Here is a 20,687-nt window from a genome sequence, read left to right on the forward strand (position 1 = left end):
ATTCCGGTCTGAGGCACCATATAAAAAAAAAGGGCTGGCGAGCAATCGCCAGCCCTTTTTTTTGCCTCAATTTCTACGCAGTGCGCAATTCAGACATAGTCGTCTGATTTATCCCGCAATATATCGCTTTATGCTTCACCCGTTGGGTGACTGAAAGAAAGTGTTACCTTATAACGAGTTATATAAATCAATATAATAGGTGCTGTTTTATCTTATTAAGTCGCCGATTCTGGTGTTTGACTGCTAGCACACTTAAAACCAATTAACGGTTACTGTTATTAATATTGTGTTGGTGTTCAATAGATTCGGTTAAATTATAACCATTGTCATTGAATAGATCACCCATAAAAAACAAACGCATATCTATAATCCAAGCAATTCTTTGTTGTTTATTGTTTTCTATAATAATAGTAGAAAGTTTCTGATTATTATCAACAACCTGAGTCACAATTGTTTTTGGATTATTAGGGTCTTCTTTTAATGCACCTGATACTACACGCTGTGCATATTCGGTTGTCAGAACTTGACGCCCAGTAGACGTCGAAATATTTTTATCACTTATAAATGACTGCGCTTTAAAATGACCAATGTCATAGGCAATCTTACAAATAAGACTAATTACAATCATCACACCCCAAACGGATAGGCCAATTTTTAATCGCCGTCTGACGCGTGGATGCGAAAGTCTTTGTACAAAAACGCTAAATTTCATTTTATTGTGGTTCTATGGCTTTATCTAACATCTAAAGCATGCATTGTTAATAAGTTAATACTCAATTAAGACATCTCATATATATTTTAGTTAAACTTTTACCTGATTATTAAGATCCTTTATGAGTACTTCCCTGAATCGGTTGTAGAGGTGATTCAAATATCGACCCTGGTTAAATTTTCTGCAAGATGCCCGTAGTTACGGAAATAAATTTTAGCGAAACCGTCAGTGAATTTTTGAGCTATTGCTTGGAGTAGCGTTCAAAATTAAATGCAAAACAAAACGTGAGCATTAGCAAAGTTTGTTACGGTAACAGAGACTTAAATTGCCGATGGCAAAATGTTGTTTCGCATTATGATATTTTAACAACATACGATCTTTAAGTAAGGCTGCGTAATCGCAGGTGACTTCCTTTGCAGCAAAGCCTCACATCTGCTTTTCCAATAGCATGCTTATCCATCTAACGCCGTGCCTTGAAGAAACTCGTTAACAGCTCGGCACAGCTTTGCTCCAGCACACCACCCAGCCAATCGATTTTATGATTTAAAAACGGTGCATTGCTGAGCTGTAATGCATGACAAACTGCGCCACGTTTGGGGTCATAAGCACCGAACACCAAGCGTGAGACGCGCGCGTGTGCAATCGCACCCATGCACATCACGCACGGCTCCAGCGTCACGTATAACGTCGTAGCAGTCAGTCGGTAATTTTGCAGTATCTGCCCGGCATGCCTTAATACTTGGATTTCGGCGTGTGCGGTGGGATCGTGGTTTTGTATCGGCTGATTCCAGCCTTCAGCGATGCAGCGATTGTCTTTTACCAGCAGGGCGCCGACTGGCACTTCGCCTTGTGCTTCGGCACGCTGAGCCAGCCGCAATGCATGCCACATCCAATCTTCGTCTGTCATATTGTGGCTTTGTTGAGTCTGTCGTTCACCGCCATCCAGTCTTCTTGCTCGGGTGGTTTTTCTACCAGTATGCTATCTAGTTGCAATTTATCCAATTCGCGTAAAGCACAATACAAAGCCGCTTCGTAATTGTCGGCTTGCGCAGGCAGATTGAGTAAATGCTGACAAGTTAACTGGGATAATTCAGTACTAAAAGCCAATACGCCGACCCGCTTGCCATGACTGCGTTGCTGATCTAATAGCGCCAACAAAGTATCGGTAGTGCACAAAAAAGCCGGGGTATTGGGTGCGTAATGGGCTGCCAACATGCCGGGGGCACGGATTTTATGCTGCGACTTTATGGCCACCGGAGTTTGCAACACGGCTTCCAATTGGCTGCGGCTAATCCTTCCGGGTCGCAAGATGGTGGGCTGGCTATCGGTTAGATCGATAATGGTCGATTCCACACCTACAGCGCATGGGCCGCCATCCAGGATACAATCAACCGCATCGCCCAACTCTTCGATAACATGAGTCGCCAAGGTTGGGCTGATACGGCCAAAACGGTTGGCGGAAGGTGCTGCAATACCGCCACCGAACTCCCGCAACAACCATAGCGCCACTGCGTTATTCGGTACCCGCAAAGCGATAGTATTTTGGCCGCCGGTAACAGCCATCGGCACAGAAGCTTTTTTCTGCAAAATCATTGTCAACGGACCGGGCCAAAATTCGTCAGCCAAACGCCATGCAACTTCCGGTACATTAATCGCCCAGTCCTTAATTTGTCTGGCATAGGCTAAATGCACAATCAAAGGATGATCGGCGGGTCGGCCCTTGGCTAGAAAAATTTTTGCAACTGCGTCCGGATTGGATGCATCCGCGCCCAAGCCATAAACGGTTTCGGTCGGTATAGCTACCAATTTGCCCTGATGCAGCAACGCGGCAGCGTGTTGGATAGATTGGGGAGTGACGGCGGTAGGGGTCAAAGCAAAAACTCGAAGCTAAAATAAGGACTTATTTTAACGTTTCATCTTAGTCAGTGACGGATATATTCAACCCGTTCAGGTAGTTTTTTTGTGTAAAACATTTCAGCGAGATCATTTATGACTCAATTCGATCAAATCTCCGCTGCAACCGTCGAGTAAACGCTGTAAATGAAAGGCTGCCAGGCTGTCCTCAGGATGCTTATAGACAATCTGCTGAAATGCAGCGAGGGCTTCTGGCTTGCTGTCACGCATTAAGATGAAGGCAGCCCAATATTCTGCCAGCACTCTAGTATTCAAAGATTTAACCAAAAGCGGTTCAAATATAGCTAAGGAAATGGTTTTACCTTTTAGTAGTACCCTACCTATGGGTCTTGCCGGTATCTCAGGGCAAGCGGATAGAGTGGTTTCCGAAACGCAAATCAGGGTACCGATATATTTGTTGGCGCCTTCCAGTCGAGAAGCTGTGTTCACGGGATCACCCAGCGCCCGGTAATCGAAAATGGTTTTACCACCAAAATTACCAACGATGACTTCTCCACTATGAACCCCAATACGCGTTTGGCCAAACTGGCCACCTTCACGAATGATTTTTGCGCAGTACTGGCTGGCAAAGGCTTGCATATCCAGTGCGCATTGTATGGCTCTGAGCTGATGGTCGGTTTGTTTTAACGGGGCGGAGAACATGATTGCAACAGCATCGCCGACTATGCGATCCAGCGTGCCCTGATGCGAAAATGCAATTGCAATCATATTTTCCAGGTAAGTGTTCAGCAAGCTGACTGCTTTCTCCGGCTCCAGGCTTTCCATTAAGCCGGTAAAATCAGACAAATCGGTGAATACAAAACTGCAGGTTTGCCGATGTCCGCCTAGTTCCAGATCTTCCGGATGACTAATCAGGTACTCGACTAAATTAGGCGATATGTAACGTGAAAAAGCCTGTTTGATCCAGCGTTGACTGCGTTCACTATACAAATGTCGAAAAATACTGGCAGACATGAAAATCAGCATCAACATTACTGAAGGTATCATGGGGTCGAGCAGCCAATGATAATCCACATAAGCATACCAAGCTGCAGTCCAAAACAGCATCAAGCTCAGCATAAAAGCCATAAATGACAGTATTGCGCCGCTAATTAAGGTAATACAGCCGATCAACAAACCTGCAGTAATCATGATCAGTATCTCGAGAGTTTCAGCCCAGTCCGGCCGGCTCAGGTAGTTGCCGCTAAGGATTTGCTCCAAGGCTTGAGCATGCACTTCTATGCCAGGAATGATGCCGCCCAATGGACTAAATCGTAAGTCCATCAGGCCTTGGGCGGAGGTGCCTATCAGCAGAATTTTGCCTGTCAATTGGCTTGGGTCTATTTGGCCAGCCAACACCCGCCAAGCTGAAATGTAGCGTTCGCTCGATGGTTTGCTGAAGTTAATCCACATTTGGCCGTTTGCCGATGTCGGTATGCGCATGTTGCCGATACCGACTTCTGTTAGACCGGTGTCATTGCTCTGCAGTCTGATATTGTTGGTTTTTTCGGCAAGTCGCAGACTTTCGGCTACCAGTGAAGGTACTATTGAATCTTGTAGCCTTAACACCATGGGTAATTTTCTGATGACACCATCGGTATCGGATATAAATTCTAAGGCGCCATTGCCCGCAGCACTGGCTTCCAGCAGCGGTAATGAGCAGACTGCTGCCTGAAAGTTCGGCAGATATGGCATAGGTGAAACACCGATTTGTACGAAATTGGCTTTGATCGATGGAAGAGATTGTTTGGATTCCTGCCAATGTAAGGCAAATCCCAGCGCAATATTACTGTGATTAAGCACATCCGCCAGCACCTGATCATGATCCGCTAACCCACTGAGTAACTGTCGTTTTTCTGCAGAGAGATGCCAGATTTCCAGCATGCTCTCGGGTGAGGTGCGGTCTTTTTCGGCAAAAATAATATCCAGCCCCATGGCTGCCGGTTTGGCAGACTGTAGTTTAGCGATTAATTCAGCAATGCGTGTGCGCGGCCAGGGCCATTGTCCGAGTCTGTTCAAGCTGGCATCATCAATGTCGATAATTCTTACCGGTTCATTCTGATAAATACGAGGCTTCAGGCGTTGGAATTGGTCAAAAGTGGCGTTTTGAATGATTTGTAGTGGAGCCGGCTTCCACAGATAGAAAAACAAATTACAGGCTATTACAGACAGTAATAAGCTGAATCCCAGATAGAGCCGTGGTTTTGCCGATTTCAACACAGCGCAATGCCGGTTGTGGTTAATAAGATTTTGTTGGCATGGCAGCCGTTAAGGCAATACGTCGTGAGCGATAAAATCTGAAATATCAACATGATCTATTTGTTCAGGCTTTAGATATTTTTGGGCAAATTTCAGAAAGACACCGGAGGTCAAAAAAAGCTCGTAGACATCGGCATCAATGTGTCGATTTTTTTTCATATTACGCAATATTTTCAAAGACTCTGACAATTTGTAAGGCCTTTTGTAGGGCCGATCTGAGGCGGTAATGGCTTCAAAAATATCGGCAACTGCCATAATGCGTGCGGGTATAGACAGATCTTTTTCGGTCAGTTGTCTTGGATATCCGCGTCCATCCAGGGTTTCATGATGTGTAGTAGCGTATTCCGGCACCCGCTGCAAAAAATCGGGAAACGGAATTTTTTCTAAAAGATTTATGGTTTCGATTATGTGTTCATTAATTTTATAGCGATCTTCTTTGTTCAGCGTGCCTTTCTGGATGGTCAGATTGTAAATTTCACCATAATTGAACATATCGGTAGGCACTGTCATTTTGATGCCTAGCGCCGGATCAGGCACTTGATGAATAGGACGAGGAATGATGTGTTTGGGTTTGTCGCTTAACAAAGGTTCTGTTATCGGCAAGACCGGTTTATCTTCGGGACGCAAACGGTGGGTATCTAGTTGGGATAGACCCAGAGTATCGTCAAAATGGCGCAACCAGGTTTTCTCTGCAATAGTTTTAATACGTACGCAATCATCTGCATGCATGTATTCCCGACCCATGTTGGAGTCTGCCAAAAAGGCAAACTCTTCTAATAGCTCGGCTTTTTCATGTTCAAAACGCTGATTAGCGTCTTTTATGTCACCACCTTCAAGCAAGGTTTGTAGTCGTTTTATGTCTGCATCACGCAATAACACTTCAAAACGCATGCGAATTTCATGAATGCGGTTATAGAGCATATCCAACTTGGTGGCTTTTTCTATAACATACTCTGGTGTGGTGACTTTACCGCAATCGTGTAACCAGGCACCCACCCTAAATTCCAGCCACTGATTTTCCGACTCAAAATTAAAATCCGCAAATGCTCCCTGGATTTGCTGGCAGGCTGCTTCTGCCAGCATGATGGCCAGTTCCGGAACGCGTTCGCAATGGTGGCCCGTATGTGGGCTTTTGGTGTCGATGGCCGCAGCCAAAACCCGAATGATACTTTCTGTGGTTGCTTTTTGGCCTTCAATCAATTGCAGATTATCCAATGCCACCGCAGCTTGCGCAGCTAAGGCTTCAACTAGAGCGACCATGTCCTTTGGAAACGGAATCACAGTGCCGGTATCCGGATTCAGAGCGTTGATAAACTGTAGGATACCAATGACATTGCCGTTGCGTGGTGCCATGGGTACAGTCAGTAAAGAAATGGTTTTGTAGCCGCTATGAGTGTCAATATGTCTGGTGCCACTGCAGTCAAAACGAGTTTCCTGGTAAACATTGTCGATCAGGACAGTTTGTTTGTGATTTGCTGCATAGGCGGACACATAGTGGTCGTTGGTTTGACCGGTTATGGCATCAAATAGCTCAATTTCCTGAAAAGGTAATGCGTCTTGCCGGGTGCGCACAGCAAAACGTAGTGATTTATGCTTGGTCACCAGGTACATGGTGCCGCCATCACAGTGCAGTAATTTTTGCCCCTCTCTAAGTATATGATCCAGTAAGCGATCACGACTTTTTTCCATAGCCATCATCAAGCCGCTTTCAATCAGCATATTTAATCGGGCGGTTCTGGCTTTAACTGTCTGTTCCAGTCGGACTTGGGCAAGTTGATTGGCTTTAAAACAATGTCTAAATGTCAGCGCGTTGCGAAGTCTTAAGCCAATTTCACTGGCACGCAAAGGTTTGGTCAGAAAATCGGTTGCACCTAAATCCAGAGCCAATTCGCGTTTAGTGGTGGATGCCTCGGAAGATATAAGCAGTACCGGCAGTTCTTCTAGTAAAAAGTGTGTTCTGATTTGCGGTAATAGATGCTCAACATCAAGTTCTGGAATATCAATATCCAGAAGTAAAATGTCAAAATTGTCATTCAACAGTTCAGGCATAATTTGACTGCAATCAGTCATAAGGTACACATCGCACTGTTGGGCCGTTGTTTCGATTTGCTGGCGTAAATCCTGTCCGGTCATGCCATCACTAAACAATAACACCGAGCTCCACTCTTGAGATTTGTCTTTGGCTGATAACAATGCAGAATTCATTATGAAGGCTCTTCTTAAGGTTAGATGATAGATTTGGCATCTGAACTTACCGAATCAGTATGGCTCAAAAATTGAATAATGACTAACCCAGTTCAGCTTTTTATTGAGGCTACAAGCCCAGCCAGTAGCTTTGTTAACCTCAGCTAATTCCTTGTTACAATGACGGGTATACAACTTACCTGGCTGAATAGCTCTAATATTATGCGATTGTTATTGGTAGAAGACGATACCATCCTGGGAGATGGACTCAAAGCCGGCCTGACTATGGAAGGATATGCGGTGGACTGGTTGATCGATGGTGCGCAGGCCGACGAAGCGCTGAAATTAAACAATTACGATTTAATCGTACTCGACCTGAATCTGCCACGCATGGACGGTATGAGCGTATTAAAAAACTTGCGAAAACGTAAGGACAATACGCCGGTTTTGGTGCTAACGGCACGAGACGGCGTATCCGAGCGGGTGGCGGGTTTGGATAGCGGTGCAGATGATTTTGTCTGTAAACCCTTCGATCTGACAGAGATATGTGCTCGACTGCGTGCACTGGCGCGTCGCAACGAGGGACACGGTTTGCCCTTGCAGGAGCATAAAGGCGTAACGATAGACCCTGCTGCGCATCAAGTGTTTTGCAACGGCGTTGCGGTGGATTTATCGCAAAAAGAATACGAGATTCTAAATTATCTAATGACGCATATTGGTCATGTCACCTCGCGTACCCGCCTGGAAGAAGCCTTGTATGCCTGGGGGTCGGAGGTAGAAAGCAATGCGGTTGAGGTGCATATTCACCATTTACGCAAAAAACTGGATGCCAATTTAATCCGTACCATACGCGGAGTGGGTTATATCATTGACGAAACCTAAGCGCATACAGATCAGGCTTCGTCCGCGCTCCCTGAAAAAACAGCTGCTGTTTTTTCTGCTGTCTTCATTGTTACTGGTTTGGAGTACAACCGTTTATGTCAGCTATCGACAAACCCGCGACGAAATCACCAAATTATTCAACGCTGAACTGGCGCAATCCGCACGAGTGGTACATGCCTTCGTAGAAAACCTGTTACAGCAGCGCCGTTTGACCAAATTATGGGATCAGGATAAATCGTCGGATTTGTTTTACATGCCTATTTTAGGCCAAAAGTACGAGCGCAAAATCGCTTTTCAATTGCGCTCGGTAAAAGATGGTGTGGTGCTGCGTTCGGAAAGTGCGCCGGAATTTGGTTTGTCATTGACCCGTAATGGCTATAGCGAAACCCTAATCAATAATCAGCTTTGGCACGTGTTTAGCATCAGTACCGAAAATGGTGATTATGTGATTCATGTCGGTCAGCGGGATGATATTCGCCACAAATTGGTGGAATCGTTGGTTAGCCAGGAGTTGCTGGCGATGTTATTGGCCTTGCCGGTGCTGGGTTTGGTGATCTGGCTAATTGTCAGTCGCACGTTACGACCGGTCAATCAGCTTAAAGAGCAATTGGCTGCACGCGAGGTCGGGCATTTGCAGCCTTTATCATTGGATAAGTTGCCGGAAGAAGTGGTGCCTATGGTTCAGCAGATCAACGCATTATTTGTGTTACTGGAACAGGCGTTTGCCAATGAGCGTAATTTTACTTCCGATGCCTCGCATGAATTACGCACACCGCTGGCCGGTTTGATGACGCAGCTACAAGTGGCGCAGAAAACTCAGGACGAAAACATGCGGACGCAGGCTTTGCAAAAATGCCAATTGGCTGTTTGGCGTATGACACACATGGTGCAACAACTGCTGACTTTATCCAGAGTTCAGCATCATAACGCCCAGTTGAATAAACAAAGGGTCAATGTTAATCAAGCCCTGATTGCAGTAATTTCTGACATTGAATATTCGGCACATGAAAAACACATCGAAATTGAATTAAACGGTGAAGAAAGCATCGCAATAGAAGCCAATCCTCAATTATTAAATATTTTATTGCGTAATTTATTGGATAACGCCATCAAATACACACCTTCCGGTGGCAAGGTGCATATCCATTTCGGACAGGATAATCAGGTCTGGTTACGTATCGAAGATAATGGGCCCGGTGTGATAGATGAAGATTACCAGCGTATTACACAGCGCTTTTATCGTTGCGTGGAAACCGCACAAGCTGCTGACGGTAGCGGCCTGGGGTTATCAATAGTCAAGCGCATCATTCGTTTGCATGATGCTGACATTGATTTTTCAAAATCCGCGATGGGTGGATTGCAGGTATCTATTCGATTTAATACGTAAGATTTAGTAATAACGCCTAAAGTGGGTTCAGCTTTTGTTGGCATTATGGTGTAATCAGCGGCTGTTTTTTATACATACAAATCACTTATTTAAAGATGCTCAAACTGCGTAAGTATTTTTTACTGTTTTTAGTCTTCAGTTTGTCAGCCTGTTCTGAGTCCATGGACAAGCTACATGGCATGCCTCAGTCTGAAAACATGCCGCGCAGTCCAATTAATACTGAAGCATTAGCGGTAAAAAGCCTGCTTAGCTATGACATCTATGTCGAGGGCGAGATTCTGCATGCCGTGTTTGTCGCAAAATCTGCGAACCCCAAGCATCCTTATATAGCTTATTTACGTTCCGAAAATAGCGGTCAACATTGGTCCGCACCGGTTGAGATAGATCAATACATCCCGACGACATTGGAATCGGCCGCCGGCAATGATGTACAGATTGCCGCTCATGGTGATGATTTAATGGCTGTGTGGCAAGTAACCGGTGAAATACCAGGCATGGGGCCTTTGATATCGCTTTATTCAAAAGATGGTGGCCTAAACTGGTCGCAAGGCAGCAATCCTACTGCTAGCGATGTCGATCAATCGCATCCTGATTTGCTAGCCGATGAGCAAGGCCGCTTTCATCTAATATGGCTGGATGACAGGGATGAAAATGGCTATCAAGGTTTACGCTATGCAGTTAGCAGCGACGCCGGGCAACATTGGGAATGGACGCAAACTATCGATGATTCAAGTTGTTCATGCTGCTGGAATCGTCTGTTGCTGGGGCCGGATGGAGAGATCAATGCTTTGTACCGGGATATGGAGCCGCGTGACATGGCCTTGGCGCAATCGAGTAATACAGGAAAAAATTGGCAGCGCATCAGTACGGTAGGCGAATTCAATTGGCAATTCGACGGCTGTCCACATAATGGTGGGGCCCTGGCAAAAGATGGTCAGCAGGCTTTGCATAGTTTGGTGTGGACCGGCGCTGACAATAAAGCCGGCTTGTATTATTTGCAATCTAACGATAATGCTAAAAGCTGGACGCCACCCCAAAAAATGGGCGATGGTTCCTTAGCCTTTCATAGTGATATCGCTGCTTTAGGTGATGAGCGGCTGTTGGCGATTTGGGATGCTCGGGGTGCAGAAGGCTCTGTGGTCATGATCAGCGAGTCATTTGATAAAGGTGAGCATTGGTCCGCTGCGAAGCAGATTTCAACCCCCGCTAGTTCGGCGACCTTTCCTCGAGTTGTCGCGACTAAAACCGGTTTTCTTGCGATGTGGACAGAACAAAAACCGGGGGCGGATAAGCTATGGCTGTCTGCAATACTAAAATAACTTTAATTAATGAGATTGTCTTATGCGTAAATCAACATCCATCATAACTCTGCTTTTATCTGCCTCACTCTTAAGCCCGATTGTCGCTCAAGCGCATGCGATTCTAGTGAAGTCGCAACCTGCCAAGGACGAGGAAGTTAAAGTGGCGCCCAAACAGATCGACCTTTGGTTTAACGACCCGGTCAGAAGTCAATATAAAGCTTTAGCTGTAATCGATAGCGAGGGCAAACGGGTCGATAATCGCGATGTGGAACAAGCTATGACCGATGGTTCACACATTTACGCCACGGTTTCGGATTTAGCACCCGGTACTTACACCATACGGTATCGGGTGGTCTCTCAGGATACTCATATTGTGACCGGAAAATTCCAATTCAGCGTAAAACCTTAAAACCCTGTTTTCATAGTGAACTGGAACCTTATGAATATCAATCGACTGCCCTCATTTAGCCTTTCTTTTTTGCTTATCTGCACCTTTTTGCTGTCGGGTTGTGAGCAGCTTGGTTTTGGAGAAAAACAATCCAACGCCTTGGGCAATCGCCCTGAGTTGGATTGCATCATCGCGAATGATTTTTACGCTGTGCACTTTAGTGCCTATTTGCAACCTGGCAAAGATGAGATCAAATCCAACGCCAAGGAAGCTTTTGTACCTTATTGTCAGAAAATCCCGCATGCCGGAAAAATGTATTTCACCGCCGACTTATTCGACCGCGATATCCGCACCACGCCGATTGGGATTCGTTTGGTGGAAGTGGAAAAAACCGGCCAAAAAGCCCCGGATGACTTTCGCGAAATTCGCACCATCAGCGAAACGCCAGCCAAGTTATATCCGCGTGGCGCTGTCGAAGCTCAGGCTGATATAGATAAAAATGGTGATTATGTATTGTATTTCTTGATTGGGGATGCCATTGAAGAAGACGATAAATTTCGCGTGCCGTTGGAAGTTGGCGTCGATCCTAATGATAATTCCATGCAATGGATTGCCGGCATAGCCGCTGCGCTTGCGGTCATGCTGGGCTTGGGATTTTTACTGTATTTATATAAATTCAAGCCGCAAAAGAAAGACGATTTTCAGGCATAAAGGACCATAAATGAATAATTATTTCAACGCCCTGCAAGTGTGGCTTGTTTTAGTGCTTATGCTGCAATCGACTTGCGGGTTTGCTCATCCACCGGGTCTAAGCTCGATTAATATCGACATCCTGCCGCAACAAGTCGATACCAGGGTTACCTTTGCCTTGCAGGATATCGAAGCTTTTTCGCCGATGGATAGCGATTTGGATGCAGAAGTCAGCGATGCCGAGCTTGATGCCGCCAAACCTGCCATTGCCAAGTTGTTGGCAGATCAATTCAAGCTGGCTGTGAATGGCAAGCTCATCGAGCCTGTCGCACCAGGTCAAGTCAGTTTTGATGGGCAAAATAATGCCCATGTCGATTTTCGCTTTAAGCTGCCAGACGCAGACGCTCGACAATTAAATCTGGAATCGCAATTTCTGCGTATATTGCCGGAAGGTCATCAACAACAAGTGATGGTTAAAAACGCCGACCAGCAAATCATCATAGAAACTATGCTCAACCGCGATCATGCCTCAGTGGTGATTGATTTACAAAACCTGCAAGCACATTCGACGCTAAGCACTTTTGTCAGCTTTTTAAAGCTGGGGGTCGAACATATCGTTACCGGTTACGATCATTTGTTATTTTTGTTTGGTTTGTTGATGGTTACTCACAGTTTTTGGCCTGCTGTCAAAATCATCACCTGTTTTACCATTGCGCATTCCATAACACTGGCTTTGGCGGGCTTGAACCTGTTTGAACTGCCTAGTAGTTTTGTCGAACCCTTCATCGCCGCCACTATCGTCTATGTCGGGGTGGAAAATATCATTCGAGGCGATCACCCCAAAGGCAGGTATTGGCTAGCATTTGGTTTTGGTTTGGTGCATGGTTTCGGTTTTGCCGGCGTATTGCGAGAATTGGATATTGGTAGTGGCGATTATGGCATTTTAGTGCCACTGCTTTCGTTTAACCTCGGCATCGAAACCGGTCAAATTGTGGTTGCTGCCATCGTATTGCCGTTGATTTGGGCGTTGAATAATAAAGTTGAAACGTCACATAAGTTTTTAACTGCTTGCTCTGCATTGATTAGTTTAATGGGCGTTTATTGGTTCTTGGAAAGAACGGTGTTGTAGTCAAACTAGAGATTTAATATCAGCCAGAGGGCATGCATAGCTGATGCCTTTTGCAGGTTGATTTTAGCGGCTGGGTTATAATCGGCAGTTCCCATAATAATAATCATAGGAGTCGATTTTGGAACGTTTTACTATTTCGCTTAGCGACGATCTGGCAGCGGATTTTGACAATTGGATTCAGGCTAGAGGTTATGTCAACCGTTCCGAAGCCGTGCGTGACCTGCTGCGCAAAGAAATCGAATCAGAGCGGCTTGAACAAAACCTGGCAACCCATTGCGTAGCCAGTCTTTCTTATGTTTATAACCATCATGAGCGCAACTTATCAGAGCGGCTGGCTCATCTACAACACCATGCACATGACTTGGTGGTTTGTACCATGCACGTTCATTTAAATCATGATGATTGTCTTGAGACGTTGTTTCTACGTGGTTCAACCCAGTCTGTGCGTGGCTTCGCCGACAAAGTATCTGCCGAATCTGGCGTGCGACATAGTGTTGTCAATCTGGTACCGGTTAGTTCGACATCAGCACATCAACATACGCATTTTCATCCCATGACCTAACAAGCTGAAGATTTTGCTGCTAGGCAGCAAGTATGAATTATTTTTGATTCCTCATACGCATTAAGTATAATGGGCCTGTCTGATAGTAGGGTTATTTAAAAGGTCTGCAGTGTGAGGAGATTAAATGCGAACCGACAAAAACAATAAAAACAATAAAAACTCCAAACAAAAGCCGATATACATAGGCTTGGGAATCGCTTTAGCGCTCAGCGCTGGCATAGCGCAGGCGCATTCAGTCAACGATGACGGGCAGGTCGAAGAGCTTGATGCCGTTGAGGTCGAAGATGGACGTGGTAAAGATTTAATCGGTCTGGCTAGCTCTGCCTCGCAAGGGGAAGTGAGCCATGCGCAATTTGAGTACCGCCCGCTTTCTCGTAACGGCGAATTGCTTGAAGTAGTGCCGGGGGTTGTAGCGACCCAGCACAGTGGATCAGGTAAAGCCAATCAGTATTTCTTGCGTGGTTTTAATTTAGATCACGGTACTGATTTTACGACTTATGTTGACGGCATACCGATGAATATGACCACGCATGCGCATGGTCAGGGTTATATGGATCTGAATAGCATCATCCCGGAATTGGTAAAAAACATCGAATATGGCAAAGGTCCTTACTATGCTGAAGTCGGTGATTTTTCTGCTGCCGGCTACGCCAAAATGTTTACCATGGATAAATTATCGGAAGGCATCGTCAAATTCACTGCTGGTGAGTACGATTATTACCGTACATTAGTTGCCAATTCCAATAAAGTGGGCGATGGGGATTTACTCTATGCGGGTGAATTTAATCTGTATAACGGCCCCTGGACGGTGCCGGAAGATTCGAAAAAGTTTAATGGCATGATACGTTACACCCTCGATAGGCACGATTGGGGGATGTCGATCAACGGCAAAGCGTACAGCAACAGTTGGACAGCAACCAACCAAATCCCCCAATCGTCAGTTGATAATGGTGATCTCGGGCTCTATGGATCGATGGACCCGTCCGATGGCGGTACCAGCAACCGCTATAGTGTGTCAGGCAGTTTTTGGCAAACTGGCGACAACTGGAAAAATGAAGCCAATATTTATTCGCTGTATACCGACTTGAATATGTACTCAAATTTTAGCGGTTATACCTTGAGCCCGACCAACCCTAGCAACCTACCGCTTGATCCTGACGCAAAATACTACCCTTCAGATCAAATTTTACAAACCGAGCGCCGAGTGCAGACGGGCGGAAATTTTGAGCATACCCGCTATAACAAAGTGTTGGGCTTTGAAATGGATAATAGTGTTGGCTTGCAACTTCGGCATGACGACATCACCGGGCTAGGCCTTTACCATACCAATCAGCAGCAAATCCTGGATACGGTTAGCGACAGTGATGCCGGCATAACGACGATCGGTACTTATATTAAAAATCATACCCATTGGCACGAAAAAGTGCGTACTATCACCGGCTTACGCAGCGATTTCATCAATAATGATGTCAGAATGCGTGATAGCGGTAGCGGGTCGAGTAGTGTTAATGCGGCCAATTCAGGCAGTCGCGGTAAAACGATGCTGAGCCCGAAAGCGAGTCTGGTACTTGGCCCTTGGTATGACACCGAATTTTTCGTCAATGGCGGTTATGGCTATCACTCCAATGATGCCCGTGGCACCACATTGCAATTCAACCCATCGGATGGTCAGGCACTGGGCCCAGAAGCTTCTAGAATTACACCTGCTGCATGGTCGCGTGGTGCTGAGACAGGCTTTCGCACCAATTTTATCCCGGGGTTAAACAGCACTTTTGCCGCATGGTGGTTGCAATCCAGCCAGGAATTGGTCTTTGTCGGCGATGAAGGTACCACCGATGTGAATCGAAAATCCAACCGCTATGGTGTTGAGCTCACCAACTACTATAAGCCCACTGACTGGTTAACGCTGGATGGTGATCTTGCCCTGACCACGGCACGGTATGCTGACGACAATGCTTATATAGCAAACTCAGTTGGCAGGGTGATTAGTACCGGGGTTACTGTTGTGGCACCCAATGGTTTGTTTGGAACGCTAAGATTCCGCCATTTTGGCAGGGTGCCGTTGGATGAGGCTGGTGAATATTGGGCAGGTGATACCAATGTGGTTAACTTAGGAGCCGGCTTCAAACAAAAACAATACAAGCTGGAAATCGATGTTTTCAATCTGTTTGGTTCAACACAAAACGATATTGCCTATGCCTATGATTACGCCTATCCAAATGGCGCTAACACAGCGACCGGCATTTTGAAGCATCCTGTGGAGCCCAGAATGGTCCGTGGCACTATAACGGTTAACTTTTAAGTAGCGGTCCCTGAAATATTAAAAGCTATGGTAACTGTGCAGCGATTGTGAAGCGTAGGATGGATACGCCTTGTGCATCCCAATGATTGCGCGGATGCGCTGCACTTATCTAGCCTACGTTGTTTTACGCAGTTTTGACTGAATAATTACAAGCTATGTAGGTTTAAAATCTCAATTATTGTCATGGGGGTGAGCATCGAGTCATCTCTTTGAAGATTTTCCGCATTTAAAATAGCTTTATTGGGCGCAAGGGTATTTCTGCGCAAACGATCAGAGACTATTTGGAACATCATGTTGAGCGCAACACGAACGATAATTTAAAGATGTAGCCAGATTAAGACGTGTCGTTTAGTCGATGCGTATCCGGCTTTTAGTCCGTACTTGAGCCCACCTGCTACTGCAGGTGGTTTTTTAGGATTTCGCCAAAATTAACTTCCTCCTAGGGTTCCCACGCGAAGCGTGGGAACCCTGTCGGGGATGCTCCAGCGTCCCGAGCCGCAGAGCGGTTCAGGTTGTGTTCCCACGCGAAGCGTCAATGCCATTAAGTTAAGAAAAAGCTCCCTCTCCTGCTGGAGAGGGTTGGGGAGAGGAGATTTATAATAAGGCAAAAAAGCTTTATTTAATCCCCTCATCCTAACCTTCTCCCGGAGGGAGAAGGGATTGTTCTTCCTTAACTTAATGGCAGTGACGCGAAGCGAAGGAACGATGCGCTTGGATTTCGGGATGTTATTTCCAACCATATCCTTAGTTTGGAATCCTGAAGCAGGGGCTTGCCCCCGTTCTTTACGACGCAGGCTTCGGTCTGACCTGCAGTACATAGAAGCCCTTGCCGACTGCGGACGTAAAGTAGATACGACCGCCGAAACCCGGTGGTGTAAGCCCATTTATGGAAAGCGGCTCAAAGAAATCGGACTCGGCTAGAATTTTGCCGGTGGCAGCATCACGCCAAGTCAGTTGTTCTTTGTAGTTCTCGGTGAACAGGGCCATCTTGATGGGTTCCCTCTCGACATTCAGCTTCATGTTGGTCAGCAGCAATACTCGCTTGTCCTTCTGTCCAATCAACGGCTGGAACGTTGTCGAAATGTCATCAACGACAAATGCCACCTTCAAGTCGCCCGTAGCCGGATCGATCTTGATGCCGGCCACTTTGCGCATGCCCATGTCTGCCGAATAAATCATATTATTTTCAGGGTCAGCGCCAGCTTTGGGCGGTGCGAAGCTCAGTTCGCCTTTCTTCAGTTCTCCGAAGGGGAAAATTGTATGGACGTTGCTGGCGTCATCCTGGTGGATCACCACCACACTCGATGCCTTCTTCTCGCTGAACAGGCCGTTGGTTTGTACCGCAACCCAGTCTCCAACCATGGTCGGTGCCGTGATGGCATTCTGGCCTTCCGCCAGCGGCTGGACCATCCAGTTTTTGTCGGCCGAGAGTTTCCTGGTCACAGGATCCCAGAAGTAGCGTGCCGCTGTCGAGATCATCCCCATGTAGATCGCAATCTTGTCGTGGTACGGTGCGATGATGTGTGGTGACGGTGCCGGCTCGGGCAACTGCAGCCAGTCGAGCACCTGAAGGTTCTTGGGATCGACCGCAACCAGCACTGAATTTGGCTGCTTCATACCCTCTGCCGAACACTTGATGATCGCCATCGTGCCCTGCAAGGTGCAACCAATGGGCCGTGTCTGATCCTTGAGGATCAGCGTGCCGTCGGGCGCGATCGTGAGATGCTTGAAATTCACATCTTCGGCGGGTGCTTCGCCTCCGGGCAGGGTGTTGTGCTTGAGGATCAAGCCGGTGTCACCGTCGATGAGCACAATCTGATTCGACCAGGCAAAGACGATATTGCCATCTTCGAGGATGTTCAGATTGGCGTTGCCGATCCAGCGTCCAGAGGCGTTCAGGTTGTCGAGGTAGGTGCGCCAGAGCTGCTTGCCGGTGGTAGCATTGGCCTTGGCGACGAAGGGACCCACCATATTGGGGTCTTCTAGGGTCGGGTACTCGCCACCTACGATGTAGAGCTCGCCCGGCTTGCGGTTGTTGATGTAGGACACACCGGGATAGTCATCCGCAGAGCGCCAGGCGTACACTTGATTGGGTCCGTCGAGCAAGCCGGTGAAGGTTGCACAGGGGAACAAGCCGCTTCGCTCGCTGTCGGAAATCTCTGCACCATTGAGCGAAGAGTAATAGCCCGGCGTAGGGATCTTCTGTTGACACTCTAGCTCTTTCGCGTAAAGACTGACATCACCGGGTAGCGGACCGTTAGCGTCAAGCTGGTTTGGAGTCAGTCCGGCCTGCGCGTTACGGCGGTCGATCTTCGCCTCAATCACCGGCCAACCCAACCGATAAACGGCATAACTCAGTGCGACGATGACGGCAAGTGCTATCAACTTAAGACTTTTATTCATGCAATATCTCCTTGCTGTTGTTCCATAGGAATGAAATTCTCTGTTGTGCCGACTATCATTTCTTCAATCCCAACGCCTCAAATGTTGCCTTGTCGGTGTATTCACCGTGTGGGTAATAGAGCCCCATCACAGCGTCTTCCATGCCGGGTTTGGTTATCTTGTTCGGGCTCTGCTCCCAGGCAGGATCATTGGCGATGAAGCGTAGCATCAACATGCCGAAATCTTCACGGTTTTTCGGGCCGTCGATACCTTCGCCGCGCGGGCTCCATTCGATCCAGGCCACGCCATTATCCAGTGTCGCATTGGCAGGCCTGTCCTGCTGGCGGCTGTAGACTATGGTATAGTTGCCATCCGCATCCAACGGCACTTGCATATCAGTCAGAGCATCGACGATCTGCCCGGATGGCATAGCCTCGCAACTCACCAGCGACCAGTATTGAGTCTGCGCTTGCGGCATCACATCAAGCCCTTTCCCGCTCGTGCCGGCGTATGTATTAGGGAAGGTCGGCATCTTACCGCGCATGACATAGACCGGACCAAACTTGCGTGAAAGCTGGATGAACAGGTACTCGGTTTCCGGGTCTCCACCCCCGTCGATCGCACCCTGATAAGGAATCTTGCTGCGCTCCTCGGGGGTCTTGAACGAGCCAAGGATCGAGTACTTGACGTTCCAGTACTTCTCCCACAAGGGGATTTTGCGTGCCGGCGCGGTGGCCGGATCGAGCGCGGGATCATTACCCTTGGCGTTTACCAACATGTCCCATTGCTCGGCGGTGACGGGTGGCTTGGGCGCCTCCATGGGGCGGCCGAACTGCTTGACCACCTCTGCTGACGAAAGCTTGGTGCCATTGGCCAGGGTCCCAGTATAGGTCGGCATTCCTGCTCCCAGGTCGGGCGACGCAGCCGGTCCCCAACCAGTCCCATCGCGGCCCTGGTCGGAGAGATACGTACGGTTGACGAACATCAGCTCGCCGCCGTGCTTCCCGACGTAGAGCGTGTTCGCCTTGCGCTGCTTGGCAGCGGCCGGTGGGTCCTCGGCCAGAATGCGCAGGGTGAAGTCACGCTTCTCGGCAAGTCGGTCAGCACCGACTCGGAAGGGGTTGATCGAGCCCGGTGCCGGTTCGATATGTGGCCCCGAAAGGTCCTCGCCAATGGAGACGAAGGAGCCGTGCTCCTGCTTGTAGAGCGCAAACTGGAAGTAGCGGGCGTGGGGAAAACTGTAGTCGAGCGAGAGAGTCGCACCCGCTGGCATCGCCAGCCGACCAATAAAGTAGGTGGACTGCATGTCGGGCCAGAGATTTGGGTTTTGCACCGGCCTAGGGTACTCCAGGTAATTCCAGTAGCCCCAGCCTCGTGGTCCCTGGAACAGGCCGTCGTGACCATAGCGCGTATCGGTGCGGATGAAGTTCTCCAGCGACTTGTCGCCAAAGCGCTTAACGTCAAGTGCATTGAGGTTGCTTACCGGCACTAGGGCGGGCGGCTGCCAGCTCCCATTGCCGAGGGGAAAGACCGATGGCGCTTGGGTCTTCGGCCAATAGAGGCGCATGACGACGAACATAGGGCCGTTTGGCGCTGGCAACCAATTGGATTCCTTGTCCTTGCCGGGGGAGTCCTTCTGTACGTAGATCGTCAGCGACCCGTCCGGATTCTTTTTCAGCCCTGACAGCATAGGCGAGTTGATCAGATAGCGGTTGATCGGATTGTCGATCAGGAGCTGGGTGTTTCCGTCGTACATGGTGATTGACCAGAAAGCGTTGACCGGGGGAAGTTGTCCGGCAGGAAAGGTTATCTGGTAAACGTGCTTGCTGCCGTCGAGCACGATGCCGTTCGCATCGTGACGCGTGAAGGGATAGACCGCTTCGGCCTCACTGTTGCCATAGATGCCAAGTTTAGCGGCAGCGGCGCGTAACACCCAATTGTTCTGGTAAAACTCACGACTGCCGGCGGCCGATCCAATCTGCCAGCCATTTACCGGTGAACCTATACTCTCGGCGGTTTTCTCTATCAAAGCATAGGCTTGCTTGACTCCATCACCAAGCGCTGCCTTTACTTCGGGCGACAAATCCTGGTGATGAACTTTACGATCTGGACCTATACCGATCTGAGCAAACTTTTCACGTAGCGGCTTCTCTACCGCAGCAGTGCCAACGGGTGGGCAGAACTCCAGTAAGAAATCGAGATATTCTGCAAAATCCGTCGTAAAGGCGGCTTTATCGAACTTAGGCCAAGTAATATCAGTTGCAGCTGGGGGAGCTACCTTGCCCAAAAAGGCCGATAAGGGTTCCACTTTGTAACCAGCCTGCACCTTCTTGACATTGTCCATGTCGGCAGGGTCGAAAAGCTGAGTGCGGTAGACCGCAAGGCTAAATTGTGTCTCACTATGAAAGACCTTAACGATGCCCGTGGGTGTTGTCTCGTCGTTCCAATTCGGTCCGGCTACCGCGTAACAACCTGCATGGTTCCCTGTGGATCGACTGCCCATATAGCCGAAGTTGTCCGTGTATAGGTCGATCAGCTGCACATCATAATAACGCGCCGACTCAATCTCGGGCATACACAACACCATAGGCTCAGCACCCCCCTGCGTCAAAATAG

At 47.9% G+C, this 20,687-nt stretch carries 15 protein-coding genes; 8 read left to right on the forward strand and 7 right to left on the reverse strand.

All coding sequences use genetic code 11. From position 1 onward, the window contains the following. Window positions 1-262: 262 nt before the first annotated feature. The 5 genes from A1359_RS05775 to A1359_RS05795 form a co-directional block, all read right to left on the reverse strand. Window positions 263-712: a hypothetical protein gene (locus tag A1359_RS05775; protein WP_066979373.1), complete on the reverse strand. Its 450-nt coding sequence runs from the start codon at window positions 710-712 to the stop codon at window positions 263-265. A gap of 460 nt (window positions 713-1,172) precedes the next feature. After that, window positions 1,173-1,619: a tRNA adenosine(34) deaminase TadA gene (gene tadA, locus A1359_RS05780; RefSeq protein ID WP_066979376.1), complete on the reverse strand. Its 447-nt coding sequence runs from the start codon at window positions 1,617-1,619 to the stop codon at window positions 1,173-1,175. Further along, window positions 1,616-2,584 (reverse strand): L-threonylcarbamoyladenylate synthase, encoded by a 969-nt coding sequence (locus A1359_RS05785; RefSeq protein WP_066979379.1) that lies wholly within the window; start codon window positions 2,582-2,584, stop codon window positions 1,616-1,618. Before A1359_RS05785 ends, tadA begins: the two co-directional genes overlap by 4 nt. 111 nt (window positions 2,585-2,695) lie before the next feature. Then, window positions 2,696-4,825, reverse strand: coding sequence for a CHASE2 domain-containing protein (locus A1359_RS05790; protein WP_066979381.1), 2,130 nt, complete (start codon window positions 4,823-4,825; stop codon window positions 2,696-2,698). Between the two features lie 48 nt (window positions 4,826-4,873). After that, the gene (locus A1359_RS05795; protein WP_066979383.1) at window positions 4,874-7,069 is read right to left on the reverse strand and encodes an HD domain-containing phosphohydrolase; all 2,196 of its coding nucleotides are present in this window, start codon (window positions 7,067-7,069) and stop codon (window positions 4,874-4,876) included. Window positions 7,070-7,270: 201 nt separating this feature from the next. Here A1359_RS05795 and A1359_RS05800 point away from each other — a divergent pair, with 201 nt between their 5' ends. From A1359_RS05800 to A1359_RS05835, 8 genes are all read left to right on the forward strand, one after another. After that, window positions 7,271-7,930, forward strand: coding sequence for a response regulator (locus A1359_RS05800; RefSeq protein WP_066979410.1), 660 nt, complete (start codon window positions 7,271-7,273; stop codon window positions 7,928-7,930). Beyond that, window positions 7,917-9,317: an ATP-binding protein gene (locus A1359_RS05805; protein WP_232322132.1), complete on the forward strand. Its 1,401-nt coding sequence runs from the start codon at window positions 7,917-7,919 to the stop codon at window positions 9,315-9,317. The genes A1359_RS05800 and A1359_RS05805 overlap by 14 nt, the downstream gene beginning before the upstream one ends. Window positions 9,318-9,412: 95 nt before the next feature. Continuing rightward, window positions 9,413-10,636: a sialidase family protein gene (locus tag A1359_RS05810; protein ID WP_232322133.1), complete on the forward strand. Its 1,224-nt coding sequence runs from the start codon at window positions 9,413-9,415 to the stop codon at window positions 10,634-10,636. A 22-nt stretch (window positions 10,637-10,658) separates the two neighbouring features. Continuing rightward, window positions 10,659-11,027: a copper resistance CopC family protein gene (locus tag A1359_RS05815; RefSeq protein ID WP_066979390.1), complete on the forward strand. Its 369-nt coding sequence runs from the start codon at window positions 10,659-10,661 to the stop codon at window positions 11,025-11,027. Window positions 11,028-11,057: 30 nt separating this feature from the next. Then, a complete protein-coding gene (locus A1359_RS05820; protein WP_066979393.1) occupies window positions 11,058-11,717 on the forward strand; it encodes a hypothetical protein in 660 nt (219 codons plus the stop codon). Window positions 11,718-11,727: 10 nt separating this feature from the next. Continuing rightward, window positions 11,728-12,825, forward strand: a complete 1,098-nt coding sequence (locus A1359_RS05825) for a HupE/UreJ family protein (RefSeq protein WP_066979396.1) — start codon at window positions 11,728-11,730, stop codon at window positions 12,823-12,825. Window positions 12,826-12,943: 118 nt separating this feature from the next. Then, window positions 12,944-13,387, forward strand: coding sequence for a nickel-responsive transcriptional regulator NikR (nikR, locus tag A1359_RS05830; protein WP_066979399.1), 444 nt, complete (start codon window positions 12,944-12,946; stop codon window positions 13,385-13,387). 124 nt (window positions 13,388-13,511) lie between these two features. Further along, the gene (locus A1359_RS05835; RefSeq protein WP_066979401.1) at window positions 13,512-15,689 is read left to right on the forward strand and encodes a TonB-dependent receptor; all 2,178 of its coding nucleotides are present in this window, start codon (window positions 13,512-13,514) and stop codon (window positions 15,687-15,689) included. Between the two features lie 783 nt (window positions 15,690-16,472). Here A1359_RS05835 and A1359_RS05845 read toward each other — a convergent pair. Further along, complete coding sequence (locus A1359_RS05845; RefSeq protein WP_066979405.1) at window positions 16,473-18,092, reverse strand: hypothetical protein; 1,620 nt, start codon at window positions 18,090-18,092, stop codon at window positions 16,473-16,475. Window positions 18,093-18,147: 55 nt separating this feature from the next. After that, a complete protein-coding gene (locus A1359_RS05850; RefSeq protein WP_269747881.1) occupies window positions 18,148-20,658 on the reverse strand; it encodes a DUF1254 domain-containing protein in 2,511 nt (836 codons plus the stop codon). Between the last annotated feature and the right edge of the window lie 29 nt (window positions 20,659-20,687).

The sequence above is a fragment of the Methylomonas lenta genome (assembly GCF_001644015.1).
Lineage (GTDB): Bacteria > Pseudomonadota > Gammaproteobacteria > Methylococcales > Methylomonadaceae > Methylomonas > Methylomonas lenta.